The following is a 17,825-nucleotide window of genomic DNA, read 5'->3' as shown; positions in this document are numbered from 1 at the left end:
TTCACAACCGGGATCGTCGGTTGTGGGCCTGATCTTCACTGCATGGTGGTTCTACGACAGCCACGCCGCGCATCACCGCCGGCATGCACAGACAGGACAGGGCCATGACAACGATCGCCACGGACTTCACGTCCACGAGCACCTCCCCCACGACGTCCGGGATCGAGGTCGTCGGAGCGCTTCGCACGCGCTATGACGAGGTCCTGACGCCGGATGCCATCGCCTTCCTCGCGGAGCTGCACCACCGGTTCGCCGCACGCCGCCACGACCGGCTCGCCGACCGCATGCGCCGCCGATTCGAGATCGGCAACGGCCATGACCCGCAGTTCCGGGACGACACCCGCCACATCCGCGAGGACGCCGGATGGCAGGTCGCCGGCGCGGGTCCAGGCCTGGAGGACCGCCGGGTGGAGATCACCGGTCCGACGGACCCGAAGATGACGATCAACGCCCTCAACTCGGGTGCGAAGGTGTGGCTGGCCGACCAGGAGGATGCGACCAGCCCCACGTGGAAGAACGTCATCGAGGGTCAACTGTCGCTGCGCGACGCGATCCGCGGCGAACTGTCCTTCACGAGCCCGGAGGGCAAGACGTATGCCGTGACCGCCGAGCAGACGCCGACGATCGTCATGCGCCCGCGCGGATGGCACCTGACCGAGAACCACATCCGGTACACCGACCGCACCGGTCGCACGCTGGCGGCGTCGGGGTCGCTCGTCGACTACGGCCTGTACTTCTTCCACAACGCGACGCAGCTCATCGCGAGCGGCCGCGGCCCGTACTTCTACCTCGCCAAGATCGAATCCAGCGAGGAGGCGAAGCTCTGGGACGACATCTTCACGTTCAGCGAGGACTACCTCGCGATCCCGCACGGCACCGTCCGGGCCACGGTGCTCATCGAGACGCTGCCGGCGGCGTTCGAGATGGAGGAGATCCTCTACGAGCTGCGCGACCACTGCGCCGGTCTGAACGCCGGCCGGTGGGACTACATCTTCTCGATGATCAAGAACTACCGGGGTCGTGGCGCCCGCTTCGTGCTCCCGGACCGCAGCCAGGTCACGATGACCGTGCCGTTCATGCGGGCATACACCGAGCTGCTCGTGCAGACCTGTCACAAGCGGGGCGCCTTCGCGATCGGCGGCATGAGCGCCTTCATCCCCAACCGTCGCGACCCGGAGGTGACCGCCCAGGCGTTCGAGAAGGTGGCCGCCGACAAGAAGCGCGAGGCCGGAGACGGCTTCGACGGCACGTGGGTCGCCCACCCCGACCTCATCCCCGTGGCGCGTGCGGAATTCGACGCCGTGCTCGGCGACCGTCCGAACCAGGTCGACCGCCGTCGCCCCGAGGTCCACGTGAACGCCGCCCAGCTCATCGACGTGCACATCGGGCTGCCCATCTCGGCCGCTGGCGTGCACGGCAACGTGTCGGTGGCGGTGCGCTACATCGAGGCGTGGCTGCGCGGGCTCGGCGCCGTCGCCATCGACAACCTGATGGAGGATGCCGCAACCGCGGAGATCTCGCGCAGCCAGGTGTGGCAGTGGATCCACCAGGACCGCACGACCGAGGACGGCACCCCCATCACACGGGAGTACATCGAGGGCCTGTTGACGCAGGTGCTCGCTGAGGTCACCCGGACCGATTCCGACCGGTACGACGACGCGGTCGAGGTGTTCCGCGACGTGGCGCTGAAGGACGACTTTCCGACGTTCCTCACGCTGACGGCCTACTCCCGCTTCCTGGTGGACACCGAATGACGCCTCCGTGCGATACCCCTCGACGACCCACGACCCCGATCAAGGACCTGATATGACCACGTACACAGACGACATCCAGGCCATCCAGCGCCTCACGCAGCAGCGCGGCGCCGGCTGGGATGCGATCAACCCCGAACACGTCGCCCGCATGCGGGCGCAGAACCGCTTCACGACGGGCCTGGAGATCGCCCGGTACACGGCCGAGATCATGCGGAAGGACATGGCCGAGTACGACGCCGACTCGTCGCTGTACACGCAGTCGCTCGGGGTCTGGCACGGCTTCATCGGGCAGCAGAAGATGATCTCGATCAAGAAGCACCTGAAGACCACGAACAAGCGCTACCTCTACCTCTCGGGGTGGATGGTTGCAGCCCTCCGCTCGGAGTTCGGGCCGCTTCCGGACCAGTCGATGCACGAGAAGACCTCGGTCCCGGCACTGATTGCAGAGCTGTACACGTTCCTGCGTCAGGCGGATGCCCGCGAGCTGGACCTGCTGTTCACGAAGCTCGACGCGGCCCGCGTCGCCGGCGACGAGACCGCTGTCGAGTTCATCCAGTCGCAGGTCGACAACCATGAGACCCACGTGGTGCCGATCATCGCCGACATCGACGCGGGCTTCGGCAATCCCGAAGCCACCTACCTCCTGGCCAAGAAGATGATCGAGGCGGGCGCGTGCGCCATCCAGATCGAGAATCAGGTCTCCGACGAGAAGCAGTGCGGCCACCAGGACGGCAAGGTCACCGTGCCCCACGAGGATTTCATCGCGAAGCTGACCGCCGTCCGCTACGCATTCCTCGAGCTGGGCATCGACAACGGCATCATCGTGGCGCGCACCGATTCGCTCGGCGCCGGGCTCACGCAGAAGCTCGCCGTGTCCCACCGTCCCGGCGACCTGGGCGACCAGTACAACGCGTTCCTGGACGTCGAGGAGATCTCGCAGGCCGAGCTCGGCAACGGCGACGTCGTCATCAAGCGCGACGGCACGCTCGTGCGGCCGAAGCGTCTGGCCAGCAACCTGTACCAGTTCCGTGCCGGCACCGGCGAGGCGCGCTGCGTCCTGGACTGCATCACGGCGCTCCGCAACGGCGCCGACCTCCTGTGGATCGAGACCGAGAAGCCGCACGTCGAGCAGATCGCCGGCATGGTCGACGAGATCCGCAAGGAGATCCCGGACGCGAAGCTCGTCTACAACAACAGCCCGTCGTTCAACTGGACGCTGAACTTCCGACAGCAGGTCTACGACCTGCTGGTGGAGCAGGGCCAGGATGTCTCGGCCTACGAGCGGGCCGATCTCATGAACGTCGCCTACGACGGCACCGAGCTCGCGGACCTCGCCGACCAGAAGATCCGCTCGTTCCAGAGGGAGGGCTCGGCACGCGCCGGCATCTTCCATCACCTCATCACGCTGCCGACCTATCACACGGCCGCACTGTCGACCGATGACCTGGCGAAGGGCTACTTCGGCGACGAGGGGATGCTCGCGTACGTCGAGGGCGTCCAGCGCCGCGAGATCCGTGAGGGCATCGCCACCGTCAAACACCAGAACATGGCCGGTAGCGACATCGGCGACAACCACAAGGAGTACTTCGCCGGGGATGCGGCCCTCAAGGCCGGCGGCAAGGACAACACGATGAACCAGTTCGGCTGACCCCTGCGAGCCGGTGTGGACGAGGGACGGATGCCGCGGCATCCGTCCCTCATCTTTTTCGCGCGCCTTTGTCGATCGACGAGACGGGCATTCGACGCCCTTCACGTAACGTCGCAGACGAGAAAGGACTCGCGATGAAATTCATGATGCTGGTGATCGCCGACCCGACCCTGTACTCCGAGGAGGAGACGCCGATCACGGTCGACGAGTGGGTGCAGGAATACGACGGCAGCGGGGTGCGACTGGACGGCGAGCGGCTGCGCCCGCCGTCGGCTGCCAAGACCGTCCGCCGTCGCAACGGCAAGGTGACCGTGACCGACGGGCCGTTCGCCGAGACGCACGAGTGGATCGCCGGCTTCGACATCCTGGAGTGCGAGTCGCTCGAGGACGCCGTCGCGGTGGCCACGCGGCATCCGATGGCCACCCACGGCACGATCGAAGTGCGCGCCTTCTGGCCGTTCGAGGGCTGATCGAGACGGTACCGGGGGTGGCTCATCGAGCCGCCCCCGGTACGCTCGAGAGGTGACCGAACGCGCTCCCCTGTCCCGCAAACTCTCCGCGATCGCCGAGTCGGCGACCCTCAAGGTCGACGCCAAGGCCAAGGCACTGCAGGCCGCCGGCCGACCGGTGATCTCGTACGCGGCGGGCGAGCCCGACTTCGCCACGCCGCAGTTCATCGTGGATGCGGCCGCCGAAGCGCTGCACGACCCGGCCAACTACCGCTACACACCCGCAGTCGGCCTGCCGGTGCTGCGCGAAGCCATCGCCGCCAAGACGCTGCACGACTCCGGGCTGGAGGTCGACCCGTCGCAGATCGTCGTCACCAACGGTGGCAAGCAGTCCGTGTATCAGGCGTTCCAGGCCGTGGTGAACCCCGGTGACGAAGTGCTGCTGCCCGCCCCCTATTGGACGACCTACCCCGAAGCGATCGCCCTGGCCGACGGCGTGCCGGTCGAGGTCTTCGCCGGCGCCGACCAGGAATACAAGGTCACCGTCGAGCAGCTGGAGGCGGCGCGCACAGACCGGACGACGGCGCTGGTGTTCGTCTCGCCCTCGAACCCGACCGGATCCGTCTACACCCCCGAAGAGACGCGGGCGATCGGCGAGTGGGCCGTGGAGCACGGCATCTGGATCATCTCGGACGAGATCTATCAGAACCTCGTCTACGAGGGGGCGCGTGCGGTCTCGATCGTGGAGGCGGTGCCGGATGCCGCGGCCCAGACGATCCTCGTCAACGGCGTCGCCAAGACCTACGCGATGACCGGCTGGCGCGTGGGCTGGATGGTCGGACCCAAAGACGCGATCAAGCTCGCCGCGAACCTTCAGTCGCACCTGTCGAGCAACGTGAACAACGTCGCGCAGCGCGCCGCGCTGGCTGCCCTCACGGGGCCGCAGACCGAGGCAGAGGAGTTCCGGCTGGCATTCGACCGGCGCCGCAAGCTCATCGTCGAAGAGCTCGCGAAGATCGAGGGCGTGACGGTGCCGAACCCGCTCGGCGCGTTCTACGTCTACCCCGACGTGCAGGGGCTGCTCGGTCGGGAGTGGGCGGGTTCGACCCCCACGACCTCACTGGAGCTGGCCGACCTCATCCTCGAGAAGGCCGAGGTCGCTGTCGTCCCCGGTGAGGCCTTCGGCCCCAGCGGATACCTGCGCCTGTCGTACGCGCTCGGCGACGACGCGCTGCTGGAGGGTGTGCAGCGCCTGCAGCGGCTCTTCGCCTGAACCCCGGGCTCCCGCCGAGCCCCAGCGTGACTTGACCCAATCGGCCCCTTCCGACGCGTCGGAAGGGGCCGATTGGGTCAAGTGAGGGCACCGGGGTCAGAGTACGACGTTCACCAGGACCGGTTCGGGTTGCAGGATCAGCCCGAACTCGGCCTGCACGCGGCCCTGGATGAACCGTGCGAGCTCGGCGAGCTCGGCGGCGGTCGCCGATCCGCGGTTCGTCAGGGCCAGAGCGTGCTTGGTCGACAGGGACGCTCGTGATCGCGGCAGCTTGAAGCCCTTGCGAAGGCCCGAGTGCTCGATCAGCCAGGCGGCGCTGACCTTCACGTCGGACTCCCGGCTCTGGGTCGGCGGGACATACCCCTGATATGCCGTCAGTGGAATGACCAGCACCGGGTCCATGTCGGGTGTGACCGGCCAGCGGGGGCACTCCGCGGGGAGGGTGCGGGCGAACGATGCCGAGACGATGGCGTTCTGGAAGAACGACCCTGCGCTGTAGGTGTCGGGGTCGCCGTCATCCAGGACCATGCCCTTCCGAGCGCGTGTGGCGAGGACGTGATCGCGGATCCAGGAGAGGGAGACCTCGGCATCGGGCGCGAGTCCGAGGGCCGTCCGCAGCTGGCTGCCGGGAACGGTCCGCGGGGACTCACCCACCTCCTCCAGCTCGAGGGTCACCGAAAGGATGACGGCGCGCCGTTCGGGGACCGAGCCGTAGTGGTGCTTGAGCACCGACGTGCGGAACCCCAGACCCAGGTCCGCCGCCGGCACTGTGGAGATCTCGCCGGAGTCCTCGTCGATGAGGTCGACCTCCACGAGCGTCTGCACGATCTCCTGGCCGTACGCGCCGATGTTCTGCACCGGAGCTGCGCCGATCGTGCCGGGTATGCCGGACATCGCTTCGATGCCCGCCAGTCCCTGATCCACGGCGACGGCGACCACCTCGTCCCACCCTTCGCCCGACTGCGCGCGCAGTCGCGCGAAGCCCGACCGCGGTGACGACAACCGCTCGATGCCGCCGGTGAGCACGCGGATCACGGTTCCCTCGAACGGCTCGTCGCCGACGAACACGTTCGATCCGCCGCCGAGCACGAGGACGGGCTCGCGGTCCGCCCACGCCGTCCGCAGCGCGTCCACCAGTTCGTCGGTGCTGTGGGCGTCCACCATGCGCTCGGGCAGGCCGCCGGTGCGCAGCGTCGTCAGGCGCGCCAGGGGAATCGGTTCGACGGCAGGCATCGGCTAGGCGAGCGCGACGCGGACCTGGGCCTTGACCAGGACGGTCGTCTCGGCCGAGGTGACGGTCAGGTCGATGCGCGCCGAGCCATCGTCGATCGCGCCCACGGTCGCGGTGACGGTCAGGTCTGCGCCGGACTCGGGGTCGACGACGACCGGGTTCTTGAACCGCACGCCGTAGTCGAGGATGCGTCCGGCGTCACCGAGCCACGGAACGATGGTCTCGACGGCCAGTCCCATCGTCAGCATCCCGTGCGCGAGAACGCCCGGGAGACCCACCTCTGCGGCGATGTCATCGCGATAGTGGATGGGATTGAAATCTCCGGATGCTCCGGCGTAGCGCACCAGCGACTCACGGGTCAGGTGCACGGTGCGCGCTGCGACCACGTCTCCGACGGCGTTCACGCGTCAGCCCCGACCAGGAGGACGGAGGTCGCCGTCACGACGTGCTCGCCCGCAGCATCCCGGATCTCGGCGTCACTGGTGACCATCGCGTTGCCGCCCATCACGCGTACGCCCGAGACCGACAGCGTCGCAGTGAGCTCGTCGCCGGCGACGATCGGACGCGAGTAGCGGAAGCGCTGCTCCGCGTGCAGGACGCGGGCCAGCTCGATTCCGCTGTCGGGTTCGGCCAGCAGCTGCTGCAGGGTGAGGTCCTGCACGACCATCGCGAAGGTCGGCGGCGCGACGACATCGGGGTAGCCGAGCCCGCGCGCGACGGCGGGATCGAAGTGCTGCGGGTCGGTGGCCAGGACGGCACGAGCGAATTCGCGCACCTTCTCCCGGCCGACGAGGTAGGGGGCGGTCGGGGCGAACTCGCGCCCGACCAGCTCGGTGTTCACTGGCACCGTGTCATCCTACCGAGGCTCAGTTCTTCGGCTTGCGGCCGCGGATCGCGCGCAGCGCCATCTGCACCGCGATCACGGCGATGAAGATCGCGAACAGCACGTTGCCCAGGAACGGGTCGACGATCGTCGCGATCCAGGCCCCGATCGCGGTCGTCGTGCACGCGGCTACGCCGATCAGCGCGGCGGCGAAGAGATCGACATTGCGACGGCGGATGTTGCCGACCGTCCCCGAGATGGCGGTCGGGATCATCATCAGCAGCGACGTGCCCTTGGCGATCAGGTCGCTGGTGCCGAAGATCAGCATCAGCGCGGGCACGACGATGATCCCACCGCCCACGCCGAGGAGCCCGGCGAGCGTTCCGGTCACGAGCCCCAGCACCACGAGTCCGAGGATCGTGATGATCGTCAGCGGCAGGTCGGCGTCGCGCGAGGGGATCACGAGGAACAAACTGACGATCACGACGCTCAGGAACCCGACGAAGCCCCATCGCAGGGCGGTGATGGGCGTCCGCGGCAGCAGCCAGCTCCCGATCTGCGCTCCCACGACCGCACCCGCCGCCAGGATGAGCGCCGGGATCCAGGCCACCGACCCGTGCAGCGCGTAGGAGATCACCCCGACGGTCGCGGTCGGAACGATCGCCGCCAGCGACGTTCCGGCTGCGAGCCGCTGATCGAAGCTCATCAGCAGCACCAGGAGCGGCACGATGACCGTTCCGCCGCCGACGCCGAACAGGCCGGACAGAAGTCCGGCGATCAGGCCGATCCCGATGCAGCCGAGAACGAATCGCGCGTTGCGGGTGGGCGGCTCGGACAGGTCCCCCATCAGTTGGAATCGAGGTCGTCGACGGCCCAGCCTCCGGCCGAGGGCACCACTGTGTAGTCGTAGCGATCCTCGTAGGGAGTCGGCTCCTCGACCGGGTTCCCGTCCTCGTCGTACAGGCTGTCGTACGTCTCGGAGGTCTGCACGGAGATCTCGTCACCGTCGCGCTCCACCGCGGTGACGGTCAGCTGGTAGTTCTCGACCGACTCGCTGAAGCCGGTCGCCGCGACATCGAAGTCCTCGCACGCGGTCAGTTCGAGCGCGACCCGGAGCTCTTCAGTGGTCGCCGCGACGAACTTGTCGCAGTCGACGGTCCGCCAAGCCTCGTCGTAGAGCTGCACGGCCGCGACGGCGGCGGCCTCATCGGCATCGCTCGCCCCGCCGTTCCCGCCACCGGAGGTCGCGTTGCCGAAGACGCCGATCAGCACGGGGATGAGGATGGCCATCAGGATGACGATGCCCAGGAGCACGACGCCGAGCACGACCCAGAGGATCCAGAGCTTGGACTTCTTCGGCTCCGTCGCCGCGATGAATCCGCCCGCCGGTGCCGCCCCGCCGGTGAAACCGCCAGGGTAGCCCGGAGGCGCCGACGGCGGGTACTCGGCCGGCCGTGCGGCAAGATCGGGATCGTTCGACGCGGCGGGCTGATCGGGAGATGGCACCGCCGGTTCGGCAGGTTCAACCGACACGCCGTCCTCGAGCGTCGGTGCCGCGGGCGCCTGTTCCTCGGCCGGTGCGTCGACGGCCGGATCCGGGTCGGGCGTCTGCACATGCTCGGTCCACTGCTGTCCGTCCCACCAGCGCAGGGCGCCGCGTCCGTCGTCGTACCATCCCGGCGGTGTGGTGGCCATTCGATCGTTCCCTCCTGCGCCGCGACGGGCTGGAGCGCGTCGCACGGCGAGCCTATCCGAGGCAGTCGGGCGGATATCGTCCTTCCCGGGCGAGGCGCGCGCGTGGTACGGCCGATAACCTCACGCCAAATGGACATCAACGGGAATCTCATCGCCGGCATCGTGCTCTCCGCCGCCCACGTCGTGATCGTGATCGCCGCGCTGATCATCATCCCGCGCCACCGCAAGCCGACCGCCGCCATGGCCTGGCTGCTGCTGATCGTGCTGCTGCCCTTCGTCGGCATCGCGCTGTTCCTGCTGATCGGCAGTTTCACGCTGCCGGCGAAGCGGCGCGACGAGCAGGCGAGGATCAACGAGCTCATCACCGAGCGCGTCGCCGGCAGGACCGAGCCGGGCGAGGCGGCGGACTGGCCGCGATGGTTCCAGCGGGTCGTCGACCAGAACACGGCCCTGACGGCGCTGCCGGCAGTCGGGGGCAACGCCGCGGCGCTGCTCGGCGACTACACCGGGTCGATCGATGCGATGGCGGCCGAGATCGATGCGGCCACCTCGTTCGTGCATGTGGAGTTCTTCATCGTGGCGTGGGATGACACGACCCGCGGCTTCTTCTCCGCCATGGAGCGCGCCGTCGCACGCGGCGTCTCGGTGCGCCTGCTCGCCGACCACGTGTCCTCCAAGCGCGTCGCCCGATCGAAGGAGACGTTCGCCGAGCTGGATCGCATCGGCGTGACATGGGCGTGGATGCTGCCGGTGATGCCGTTCCAGGGCAAGTATCAGCGCCCCGATCTGCGCAACCACCGCAAGATCGTCCTCGTGGACGGCCGGGTCGCGTTCCTGGGGTCGCAGAACCTCATCGACCGCTCCTACGACTCCCCCAGTCACATCAAGCGGGGGCTGAAGTGGCAGGAGCTGGTCACCCGCGTGACCGGCCCCGTGGTGGCATCCGTCAATGCCGTCTTCCTTTCGGACTGGCTGATCGAGACGGGCGAATCGCTGCTGGAGACCGAGCACGTGCCCACCGACGCCCTGGAGCGCAACACCTCCGCGGACGAGCTGGTGTGCCAGGTCGTCCCGAGCGGTCCGGGCTACCCGACCGAGAACAACCTCCGTCTGTTCCTGTCGTTGATCTACGGCGCCACCGACAAGGTGATCCTGACGAGCCCGTACTTCGTCCCCGACGAGGCGATGGTCTACGCGATCACGACCGCCTGCCAGCGCGGGCTCGATGTTCAGCTGTTCGTCTCCGAGATCGGAGACCAGGGGCTGGTCTATCACGCGCAGCGTTCGTACTACGACGCGCTGCTGGAGGCCGGGGTGCGCATCTTCCTCTACCCCGCGCCGTTCATCCTCCACTCCAAGCACTTCTCGATCGACGACGACATCGCCGTGATCGGATCCAGCAACATGGACATCCGCTCGTTCAGTCTGAACATGGAGGTCATGATGCTCGTGCGCGGCGCTTCGTTCGTCGCGCAGATGCGCGAGGTCGAGCAGGGATACCGGGATGCCGGCCGCGAGCTGACGCTCGAGCAGTGGCGCCGCGAGCCTCGGAAGGCCACGTTCCTGGACGGTCTCGCGCGGCTGACCTCGGCTGTGAACTGACTCCTGCTGGCACCGCTCCTGCGTCACAATGAAGCCACACTTGCGCGTGTGGTCTGACCACAGTTACTGTGGTCAGACCACATAGGTGGCTCCCTCGCGATAGGAGACTTCGTGGATCTTCTCGACCCGCTCCTGCTGGCCCGCTGGCAGTTCGGCCTGACGACGCTCTACCACTTCCTGTTCGTCCCGCTCACGCTCGGGATGGCGCTGACGGTCTCGATCTTCCAGACTGCGTGGTTTCGGACGGCGAACCTGAAGTGGCTGCACCTCACGCGCTTCTTCGGGAAGATCTTCCTGATCAACTTCGCCATGGGCGTGGTCACCGGCATCGTGCAGGAGTTCCAGTTCGGCATGAACTGGTCGTCGTATTCGCGCTTCGTGGGCGACGTGTTCGGCGCTCCGCTGGCGTTCGAAGGACTCATGGCCTTCTTCTTCGAGGCGACCTTCATCGGACTGTGGATCTTCGGCTGGGACAAGCTGCCGAAGGGACTCCACCTCGCGAGCATCTGGATCGCCACGATCGGCGCCTGGTTCTCGGCCTATTTCATCCTCGCAGCGAACGCCTTCATGCAAAACCCGGTGGGCTATCAGATGGCCCAGGACGGCGGCCGGGCCGAGATGAACGACTTCCTCGCCGTACTGACGAACCCGGTCGCCCTGGCCGCCCTGCCGCACACGCTCTTCGCCGCGTTCATGATGACCGCCGGCGTGATCATCTCCATCTCGGCCTGGCAGCTCGTGCGCGGGCGGAACGTCGAGATGATGCGCTCCTCCCTGCGCTACGGCTTGTGGGGCATGATCATCGCGTTCGCCGGCGTCGCGCTCTCCGGCGACCAGCTGGGCCTGGTGATGGTCCAGACCCAGCCGATGAAGATGGCGGCAGCGGAGGCGATGTTCAACAGCGCGTGCGGCGCCGACGCATCCTTCTCCATCTTCACCCTGGGAACGCCCGACGGATCGACCGAGCTGTTCTCCATCCGCATCCCCTACCTGCTGTCCTTCCTGTCCACGCACACCCTGGACGGCTGCGTCGAGGGGATCAACGACCTCAACGCGGAGTACACCACCCAGCTGTTCCCGCAGTTCGCCGACCAGGTCGACGGCAACTTCGCCCCCATCCTGTGGGTGACGTACTGGTCGTTCCGCTGGATGATCGGCCTCGGCGGAATCGCCGCGCTCACCGCCGTGGTGGGTCTGTGGCTCACGCGCAAGAAGGCGAAACGAGCCGTCCCGACCTGGGCATGGCGCCTCGCGATCTGGGCGTGGCCGGCATCGCTGTTCGCGATCCTCGTCGGCTGGGTCTTCACCGAGATGGGCCGCCAGCCCTGGATCGTGTTCGGGCTGATGCTCACCGAGGACGGCGTCTCGCCGAGCGTCCCTGGGTGGACGGTGCTGATCTCGCTGCTCGCCTTCACCGCGATCTACGCGGCGCTCGCCGTCGTCGAGATCGGTCTGATTCTGAAGACCGCGCATCGAGGACCGGATCCGCTGCCGGGACCCGATGATCCGGATCCGCGCGAGCACGCCCTCGAAGACACCCCGACGACGGTCTATTAGGAGCCGATCATGGATCTCGCCTACCTCTGGTTCTTCATCGTCGGCTTCCTGTTCGTCGGCTACTTCGTCCTGGACGGCTTCGACTTCGGTGTCGGGATGTCGCTGCCCTTCCTCGGCAAGGACGACATCAGCCGTCGCCAGATCATCAACACGATCGGCCCGGTCTGGGATCTCAACGAGACCTGGATCATCGTCGCCGGCGCGTGCCTGTTCGCCGCCTTCCCGGAGTGGTACGCGACCCTCTTCAGCGGGTTCTATCTGCCCCTGCTGCTGATCCTCCTCGCGCTGATTCTGCGGGGCGTCTCATTCGAATACCGCCATCAGCGCGACAGTCTCCGCTGGAAGCGCGGCTTCGACCGGATGATCGTGATCGGCTCGGCCGTGCCGGCACTGCTGTGGGGAGTCGCGGTCGCCAACATCGTGCAGGGCGTTCCGCTGGACGCCGACCACGAGTTCACCGGCTCGCTGCTGACTCTTCTGAACCCGTACGGACTCCTCGGCGGACTCACGACCCTGCTGCTGTTCTTCACGCACGGCGTGTACTTCGTCGCGCTGAAGACCGACGGCCAGGTCGCCGCCGATGCGCAGCGGCTGGCAGGTCGCGCGGGGCTGCTCACCATCGTCGTCGCTGCGACGTTCCTGACCTGGACGATCGGGATGGCCTTCGCCCAGGAGCGGCCGCTCGCCGGGATCACGGTGATCTTCGCCGCGGTTGCCGCTGCGCTGCTGATCGGATCGTGGGTGGCGAACGTCCGGGGTCGCGAAGGGTGGGCGTTCGGATTCGGCGCCTTCACCATCGTCGCGGCGGTGCTCGCTCTGTGGTTCGCGCTGTTTCCCTACGTCATGCCGTCGACGCTCGACATGGCCACGAACAGCCTGACGATCGACAATGCCTCCAGCACCGATTACACGCTGACGATCATGTCGTGGGCGGCCCTGGTCTTCCTGCCGCTGGTGCTGGCCTATCAGGGCTGGACGTACTGGATCTTCCGCAAGCGGGTCTCGCGCTCCCGGATCGAGAAGGCAGCGGCATCCGTCCCGCACTGACCCGGACGATAGGGTCGGAAGCGTTGTGAGTGACCAGACGGATGCCGCGGGACCGCCGCGCGTGAGCGGCAAGCCGGTGGATCCGCGGCTGCTGCGCTACGCGGCATCGTCCCGCTGGTTCTTCGTCGCCATCGGCGCGATCGCGGTGGCACAGACCGCCGTCATCATCGCGTTCGCCGGGTTGCTCACGAGGGTGATCGTAGGCGCGATCGAGCGGATGCCGCTCCCCGAACTGGCCGCGACGCTCGGCGCGCTGGGCGCTGTCGTCGCGGTACGCGCGCTCCTGCTGTGGGCTCGCGAAGCGGTCGCCTCGCGCGCTGCGGCGCGCGTGCAGACGGAACTGCGCGCGGCGCTGATCGCCGGCATCGACCGGCTCGGGCCCGAGTGGCTGGACACGCGCAACTCCGCCGCGCTGGCGGTGACCGCCGGCCGCGGACTCGATGCACTCGAGGCGTACTTCGGCCGGTATCTGCCGCAGCTCGTCTCCACCGCGGTCGCCACGCCGATCCTCGTCGCCACGATGTGGTGGCAGGACTGGATCTCGGGGCTGACGGTCGTGCTCACCCTGCCCTTGATCCCGATCTTCATGGTCCTGATCGGTTATGCGACCCGCGCGACGCAGCAACGTCAATGGAGCACCCTGCAGCGCCTGGCCGCGCGGTTCGCCGACACCGTCGAGGGCCTCTCGACTCTGAAGATCTACGGACGCCAGCATCGCGCCGCCGCCTCGATCGAGAAGGTCACCGCGGACTACCGGCGCGAGACGATGAAGGTGCTGCGGGTCTCGTTCCTATCGGGTTTCGCCCTGGAGTTCCTCGCCAGCATCTCCGTCGCCGTCATCGCGGTCTCGATCGGCTTCCGACTCATCGACGGATCGCTGGCCCTCGGCGTCGGGTTGTTCGTCCTGCTCCTGGCACCGGAGGCGTACCTGCCGCTTCGCCAGGTCGGCGTCCAGTTCCACGCCGCAACCGAGGGGGTGGCTGCCAGCGACGTGGTGTTCGACGTGCTCGACGCCGCGGGGACTCGCGCGCACGGCACCGCCGCCGGGATCGGGGCACGGTCTGCGCATCGGGGCGGAGAATCCGCGCCCCGGCGCACGGGATCCGCCCCGAACCGCGCCAGCGGGGTCCTGCGGATCGAAGGGATGCGCGTTCGGCGCGGAGGGCGGATGCTGCCGCCCGTCGACTTCGTCGCGGCACCCGGCACCGTGACGCTGATCGAGGGGCCGAGCGGCGCCGGAAAATCGAGCGTCCTCGCCGCGCTGCGCGGCGCCGCCGGCTTCGAGGGCACCGCGCAGATCGGTGACGCCGCCATCCGCAGCCTCGCACCGGCGACGTGGCTCGCGTGGGCGGGCCAGCGGCCGGGCCTGGTCTCGGGCTCGATCTCGGAGAACGTGGCCCTCGGCGACCCGGCGCCGGAGGCCGGCGACATACGCCGGGCGCTCGAACTCGCCTGCGCCGGCGAATTGGACCCCGCCCGCCGCCTTGGCGTGCAGGGAGCCGGGATCTCCGGCGGCCAGGCGCAGCGAGTGGCCGTCGCGCGTGCCTTCTATCGCCGCCTCCGCGGCCGATCGGTGGTGGTGGCGCTCGACGAGCCCAGTTCCGCACTCGATCCCGACACAGAGGCCCGGCTGTGGCGCAACGTCCGCGCGGTCGCCGACCAGGGCGCCGCCGTGGTGCTCGTCTCGCACCGGCGGAGTGCCCGCGAGATCGCCGACCAGGTCGTCGCCTTGAACGCGCTCGAGGTCGTCCGATGAGCCCCGCACCCCGCGCCGAGGCGATCGCGGTGCTCCGCGGCGCCGTGCCGCCCCTTCGACGGTTCTGGCCGGCGCTGGCGGCAGGCTTCGCCGCAGAGGCCTCCGCCGTCGCGCTGCTCGCCGTCAGCGCGTGGCTGATCGTCCGGGCCAGTGAGCAGCCGCCGGTCCTGTATCTGTCGGCAGCCGTCGTGGGTGTGCGGCTGTTCGCCCTGACACGCGCCACGTTCCGCTACCTCGAGCGACTGGCCGGGCACGATGCGACGCTCCGCCAGCTCGCGACCACGCGGGCCGCGCTCGTGCGCCGGCTGGTGCCGTTCGCACCGGACGGGCTCACCCGCAGCAACCGAGGATCGATGCTCGGCGCCTTGGTCGATGACGTCGATGATCTGCAGAACCTGCCCCTGCGCGTCGTGCAGCCCCTCGTCACCTCGGCGACCGTCGCGATCGGCGCCGTCGTCCTCGTCGCGTTCATCTGGTGGCCGGCCGCGCTGACCCTGCTCGGGTGCTTGGCGGTGGCCGCCGCGGCGGCGACGCTGTGGGGCTGGGCTGCCGGCGCTCGGGCGGAACGCGCCATTTCACCCCTGCGCGCCCGCCTCGCCGACGCGATCAGCGACCACCTCGGCAGTCTCGATGTGCTGATCGCCTTCGGCGCGGAGGCGCAGAGCCGGGCGCGCGTCGTCGCAGCGGACGCCGCACTGCACCGGGCGGTCGTGCGACGCAGCGGGGCCCAGGCGGGTACCGCCGCCATGGTCTCGCTCCTGGCGGGCGCCGCCTCGATCCTCGCGGTGCTCACCGCGGCACCGGGGCTGACCGCGGGCGGCCTCGATGCCCCGGCCCTCGCGGTGGCCGTCCTGGTTCCGATGGCGGTGTTCGAGGTGTTCGCGGCGGTGCCGCAGGCCGCCGCTGCGTGGCGCCAGGTGCGGGCCTCGGCGGAGCGGATCGCGGACGCCATCCCCGATCGGGTTCCCGCCGAGCTGGTCGAGGACCATCCGCCGTCGACGGGGATCGCGCCGGTCCTCGGCAGCGGGCTGCACCTGCACGATGCGACGGTGCGCTGGCCCGCGGCATCCGCTCCGCTCCCCTCGCCGGCCGCGCTCCGCGGCATCGATCTGGACGTGCGCGCCGGGGAGCGGCTGCTCGTCGTGGGCTCGAGCGGCGCCGGCAAGAGCACCCTCGCCCACGCACTCGTGCGCTTCCTCGAGACCGACGGCGAGTACGAGATCGGCGGCGCGTCCGTCTCCGATCTCGCTGCGGACGATGTGCGCCTCACCGTGGGACTGTGCGAACAGCGCCCGATGCTCTTCGATGAGGACGTGCGGCAGAACCTGCTGTTCGCGCGCGACACGGCGAGCGATGTCGAGCTCGAAGGCGTTCTCGCCCGTGTCGGACTCGGCCCTTGGCTGCGGGATCGCGGCGGACTCGATGCGCGCGTCGGCGAGCGCGGCGCGCTCGTCTCGGGCGGCCAGGCGCAGCGGCTGTCCCTGGCCCGCGCCCTGCTGCGCGGCTTCCCGGTGCTCGTGCTGGACGAGCCGACGGCGGGTGTCGACCCCGACGCGTCGGACGCGCTCCTGGCCGACATGCTCGGTGCGGTCGGGGAAAATCAGGCGGTGGTGCTGATCTCACATGTGGCCGTGCCGGAGCACCTGGTCGACCGGGTGGTGCGGATCGACGAGGGCCGCCTCAAACCCGCCTGAGCAGCCGCCGACTCAGTCGAGCGCGGCGAAGACGATCGTGATGAACCACGCGATGAATCCGACGTAGATCAGGCGCTCCCAGAGCCCGAAGGTCCGGGCGAAGAGCCGCACGGCCGGGCTCAGCAGCACCCCGATGCTGCCGATCGCCATGATCACGGCGAACACGGTCGACCAGGTCGCCTCCGTCGTCGATCCCGCGTCGTGCAGGGCGCCGCCGGCGAGGAAGGCCGCCACGGTGATCGAGGCGAAGGCGAGGAAGGCCAGGATGCGGTGGGCTCGACCCCTCGCGGTGACCCTCGCACGAGCCGCGTCCATCGGCACGAACGGGATGATCGCGCGCGACAGGGCGAAGATGGCGAGGAAGACGCAGGAAATCATCGCGGCGTCGCCGGCGATGTTCATCAGGACGATGATCGCGCCGATGGCGGCGATCGCGGCCGCGAACCCGGCCGTCATGTAGAGCTTCCGGGTTTCGGTGATGCCGTATTTGCTGACCGGATCGCGCACCGGGTCGACATCCGTGGAGACCAGGTGCGCCCACAGCAACGCGACGATCAGCACGGCGGTCCCGAAGGTCGTGATGACCGCCCCGATGTTCTGCACCCTGCTCGCTCCTCGCTGCCCGTTCATGGGCGAGCCTACCGGGCTGAGCGCGGACGCTTCGCCCGGTCAGTGGTTGCGCAGCGCGGTGACCAGCTCGCTCTTTCGCTTGCGCGAGTAGCCGGTGAGCCCGAGCTCTTTCGCGCGCTTCTTCAACTGCGGCACCGTCCAGTCCTCGTAGTCGCCGGCCTTGCCGCCCTTTCGGCCGACGGCGGCTCGGCCCTTCTTCGTACCGCCGGTGGCGTTGGAGATGCGCGCCGCCTTCTCCTTCGAGGCGCCGCCGTCGCGCAGCTTCTCATAGAGCTCCGGGTCCAGCAGTGGCGACCGTGCGTTTCGTGGCATCGCGTGCTCCCTTCCGTGTGTCAGACCACGGTAGGAATGCTCAGCGCTCGCCCTCCAGGGGCTTGACATCCTCCGCGCGCGCCGTCCGCGGCTCGATCGGCGACTATCGGGTCTCGGGGTCGACGAGGTCGCCGCCGATCACGCCGATCCCGACGGCTTCGTGGCTCGGCTCCGGCTCGCCCGGGGCATCCGCCTTCGGTTCCTCCTCGGGCTGCTTCTCGGTGCTGGGCTCTTCGAGCTCCTCGTCGGATGGGACCTTCTCATCAGAGCCGTGGTCCGGATGCTGCGCTTCGTCCGTCATGGAATCCTCCTGGTCGACTGGTCTCCAGACTCCGCCGGTTCGCGCGCGGCTCG

17 protein-coding genes are annotated in these 17,825 nt (G+C 68.7%); 9 read left to right on the top strand and 8 right to left on the bottom strand.

Annotated features, from left to right (window positions below):
- Positions 1-104 precede the first annotated feature (104 nt).
- The 4 genes from aceB (at position 105) to BLT19_RS07375 (ending at position 5,124) form a co-directional block, all read left to right on the top strand.
- A complete protein-coding gene (gene aceB, locus BLT19_RS07390; RefSeq protein WP_091488249.1) occupies positions 105-1,754 on the top strand; it encodes a malate synthase A in 1,650 nt (549 codons plus the stop codon).
- A 52-nt stretch (positions 1,755-1,806) separates the two neighbouring features.
- Positions 1,807-3,402: an isocitrate lyase gene (locus tag BLT19_RS07385; RefSeq protein WP_091488246.1), complete on the top strand. Its 1,596-nt coding sequence runs from the start codon at positions 1,807-1,809 to the stop codon at positions 3,400-3,402.
- Between the two features lie 134 nt (positions 3,403-3,536).
- Positions 3,537-3,872, top strand: a complete 336-nt coding sequence (locus BLT19_RS07380) for a YciI family protein (RefSeq protein WP_091488243.1) — start codon at positions 3,537-3,539, stop codon at positions 3,870-3,872.
- 52 nt (positions 3,873-3,924) lie between these two features.
- On the top strand, positions 3,925-5,124 hold the full coding sequence (locus BLT19_RS07375) for a pyridoxal phosphate-dependent aminotransferase (protein WP_091488240.1): 1,200 nt from the start codon (positions 3,925-3,927) through the stop codon (positions 5,122-5,124).
- A 96-nt stretch (positions 5,125-5,220) separates the two neighbouring features.
- On the opposite strand, the gene BLT19_RS07370 is transcribed toward BLT19_RS07375, so the two are convergent.
- The 5 genes from BLT19_RS07370 to BLT19_RS07350 are packed head-to-tail and all read right to left on the bottom strand — an operon-like array spanning position 5,221 to position 8,873.
- The gene (locus BLT19_RS07370; protein ID WP_091488238.1) at positions 5,221-6,357 is read right to left on the bottom strand and encodes a UDP-N-acetylmuramate dehydrogenase; all 1,137 of its coding nucleotides are present in this window, start codon (positions 6,355-6,357) and stop codon (positions 5,221-5,223) included.
- Between the two features lie 3 nt (positions 6,358-6,360).
- Positions 6,361-6,759, bottom strand: a complete 399-nt coding sequence (locus tag BLT19_RS07365; protein WP_091488236.1) for a MaoC/PaaZ C-terminal domain-containing protein — start codon at positions 6,757-6,759, stop codon at positions 6,361-6,363.
- Positions 6,756-7,202, bottom strand: a complete 447-nt coding sequence (locus BLT19_RS07360) for a MaoC family dehydratase N-terminal domain-containing protein (RefSeq protein ID WP_091488233.1) — start codon at positions 7,200-7,202, stop codon at positions 6,756-6,758. The genes BLT19_RS07365 and BLT19_RS07360 overlap by 4 nt, the downstream gene beginning before the upstream one ends.
- A 19-nt stretch (positions 7,203-7,221) precedes the next feature.
- The gene (locus BLT19_RS07355; protein ID WP_091488231.1) at positions 7,222-8,025 is read right to left on the bottom strand and encodes a sulfite exporter TauE/SafE family protein; all 804 of its coding nucleotides are present in this window, start codon (positions 8,023-8,025) and stop codon (positions 7,222-7,224) included.
- Positions 8,025-8,873 (bottom strand): DUF2510 domain-containing protein, encoded by an 849-nt coding sequence (locus tag BLT19_RS07350; RefSeq protein WP_091488229.1) that lies wholly within the window; start codon positions 8,871-8,873, stop codon positions 8,025-8,027. Before BLT19_RS07350 ends, BLT19_RS07355 begins: the two co-directional genes overlap by 1 nt.
- A gap of 129 nt (positions 8,874-9,002) precedes the next feature.
- On the opposite strand from BLT19_RS07350, the gene cls reads away from it, so the two are divergent.
- The 5 genes from cls to cydC all read left to right on the top strand — a co-directional run bounded on the left by cls (position 9,003) and on the right by cydC (position 16,529).
- Complete coding sequence (gene cls / locus BLT19_RS07345; RefSeq protein WP_091488227.1) at positions 9,003-10,475, top strand: cardiolipin synthase; 1,473 nt, start codon at positions 9,003-9,005, stop codon at positions 10,473-10,475.
- A gap of 111 nt (positions 10,476-10,586) precedes the next feature.
- Entirely contained in the window at positions 10,587-12,032 is a 1,446-nt protein-coding gene (locus tag BLT19_RS07340) for a cytochrome ubiquinol oxidase subunit I (RefSeq protein WP_091488224.1), read from the top strand.
- A gap of 9 nt (positions 12,033-12,041) precedes the next feature.
- Positions 12,042-13,079 carry a cytochrome d ubiquinol oxidase subunit II gene (cydB, locus tag BLT19_RS07335; RefSeq protein WP_091488222.1) on the top strand — a complete coding sequence of 346 codons (1,038 nt, stop codon included), beginning with the start codon at positions 12,042-12,044 and terminating at the stop codon, positions 13,077-13,079.
- 25 nt (positions 13,080-13,104) lie between these two features.
- A complete protein-coding gene (gene cydD, locus BLT19_RS07330; RefSeq protein WP_091488219.1) occupies positions 13,105-14,835 on the top strand; it encodes a thiol reductant ABC exporter subunit CydD in 1,731 nt (576 codons plus the stop codon).
- A complete protein-coding gene (cydC, locus tag BLT19_RS07325; RefSeq protein ID WP_091488217.1) occupies positions 14,832-16,529 on the top strand; it encodes a thiol reductant ABC exporter subunit CydC in 1,698 nt (565 codons plus the stop codon). Before cydD ends, cydC begins: the two co-directional genes overlap by 4 nt.
- Positions 16,530-16,541: 12 nt before the next feature.
- Here cydC and BLT19_RS07320 read toward each other — a convergent pair whose 3' ends face one another.
- The 3 genes from BLT19_RS07320 to BLT19_RS07310 all read right to left on the bottom strand — a co-directional run bounded on the left by BLT19_RS07320 (position 16,542) and on the right by BLT19_RS07310 (position 17,772).
- Positions 16,542-17,159, bottom strand: a complete 618-nt coding sequence (locus BLT19_RS07320; protein WP_091488215.1) for a DUF998 domain-containing protein — start codon at positions 17,157-17,159, stop codon at positions 16,542-16,544.
- Positions 17,160-17,198: 39 nt separating this feature from the next.
- The gene (locus BLT19_RS07315; protein ID WP_091488212.1) at positions 17,199-17,471 is read right to left on the bottom strand and encodes a DUF7218 family protein; all 273 of its coding nucleotides are present in this window, start codon (positions 17,469-17,471) and stop codon (positions 17,199-17,201) included.
- A 103-nt stretch (positions 17,472-17,574) separates the two neighbouring features.
- Positions 17,575-17,772 (bottom strand): hypothetical protein, encoded by a 198-nt coding sequence (locus BLT19_RS07310; protein WP_091488211.1) that lies wholly within the window; start codon positions 17,770-17,772, stop codon positions 17,575-17,577.
- Between the last annotated feature and the right edge of the window lie 53 nt (positions 17,773-17,825).

Origin of the sequence: Microbacterium pygmaeum (assembly GCF_900100885.1) — a bacterium.
In the GTDB taxonomy this organism is placed as follows: domain Bacteria; phylum Actinomycetota; class Actinomycetes; order Actinomycetales; family Microbacteriaceae; genus Microbacterium; species Microbacterium pygmaeum.
This window is presented reverse-complemented; position numbering and strand designations above follow the sequence as displayed.

Bases quoted from the DNA above. Each gene is read 5' to 3' on its own strand.
- BLT19_RS07370 (WP_091488238.1), bottom strand. From the start codon at position 6,357: ATGCCTGCCGTCGAACCGATTCCCCTGGCGCGCCTGACGACGCTGCGC.
- BLT19_RS07310 (WP_091488211.1), bottom strand. From the start codon at position 17,772: ATGACGGACGAAGCGCAGCATCCGGACCACGGCTCTGATGAGAAGGTC.
- BLT19_RS07320 (WP_091488215.1), bottom strand. From the start codon at position 17,159: ATGAACGGGCAGCGAGGAGCGAGCAGGGTGCAGAACATCGGGGCGGTC.
- BLT19_RS07355 (WP_091488231.1), bottom strand. From the start codon at position 8,025: ATGGGGGACCTGTCCGAGCCGCCCACCCGCAACGCGCGATTCGTTCTC.
- cls (WP_091488227.1), top strand. From the start codon at position 9,003: ATGGACATCAACGGGAATCTCATCGCCGGCATCGTGCTCTCCGCCGCC.
- aceB (WP_091488249.1), top strand. From the start codon at position 105: ATGACAACGATCGCCACGGACTTCACGTCCACGAGCACCTCCCCCACG.
- cydB (WP_091488222.1), top strand. From the start codon at position 12,042: ATGGATCTCGCCTACCTCTGGTTCTTCATCGTCGGCTTCCTGTTCGTC.
- BLT19_RS07350 (WP_091488229.1), bottom strand. From the start codon at position 8,873: ATGGCCACCACACCGCCGGGATGGTACGACGACGGACGCGGCGCCCTG.
- BLT19_RS07380 (WP_091488243.1), top strand. From the start codon at position 3,537: ATGAAATTCATGATGCTGGTGATCGCCGACCCGACCCTGTACTCCGAG.
- BLT19_RS07385 (WP_091488246.1), top strand. From the start codon at position 1,807: ATGACCACGTACACAGACGACATCCAGGCCATCCAGCGCCTCACGCAG.
- BLT19_RS07315 (WP_091488212.1), bottom strand. From the start codon at position 17,471: ATGCCACGAAACGCACGGTCGCCACTGCTGGACCCGGAGCTCTATGAG.
- cydC (WP_091488217.1), top strand. From the start codon at position 14,832: ATGAGCCCCGCACCCCGCGCCGAGGCGATCGCGGTGCTCCGCGGCGCC.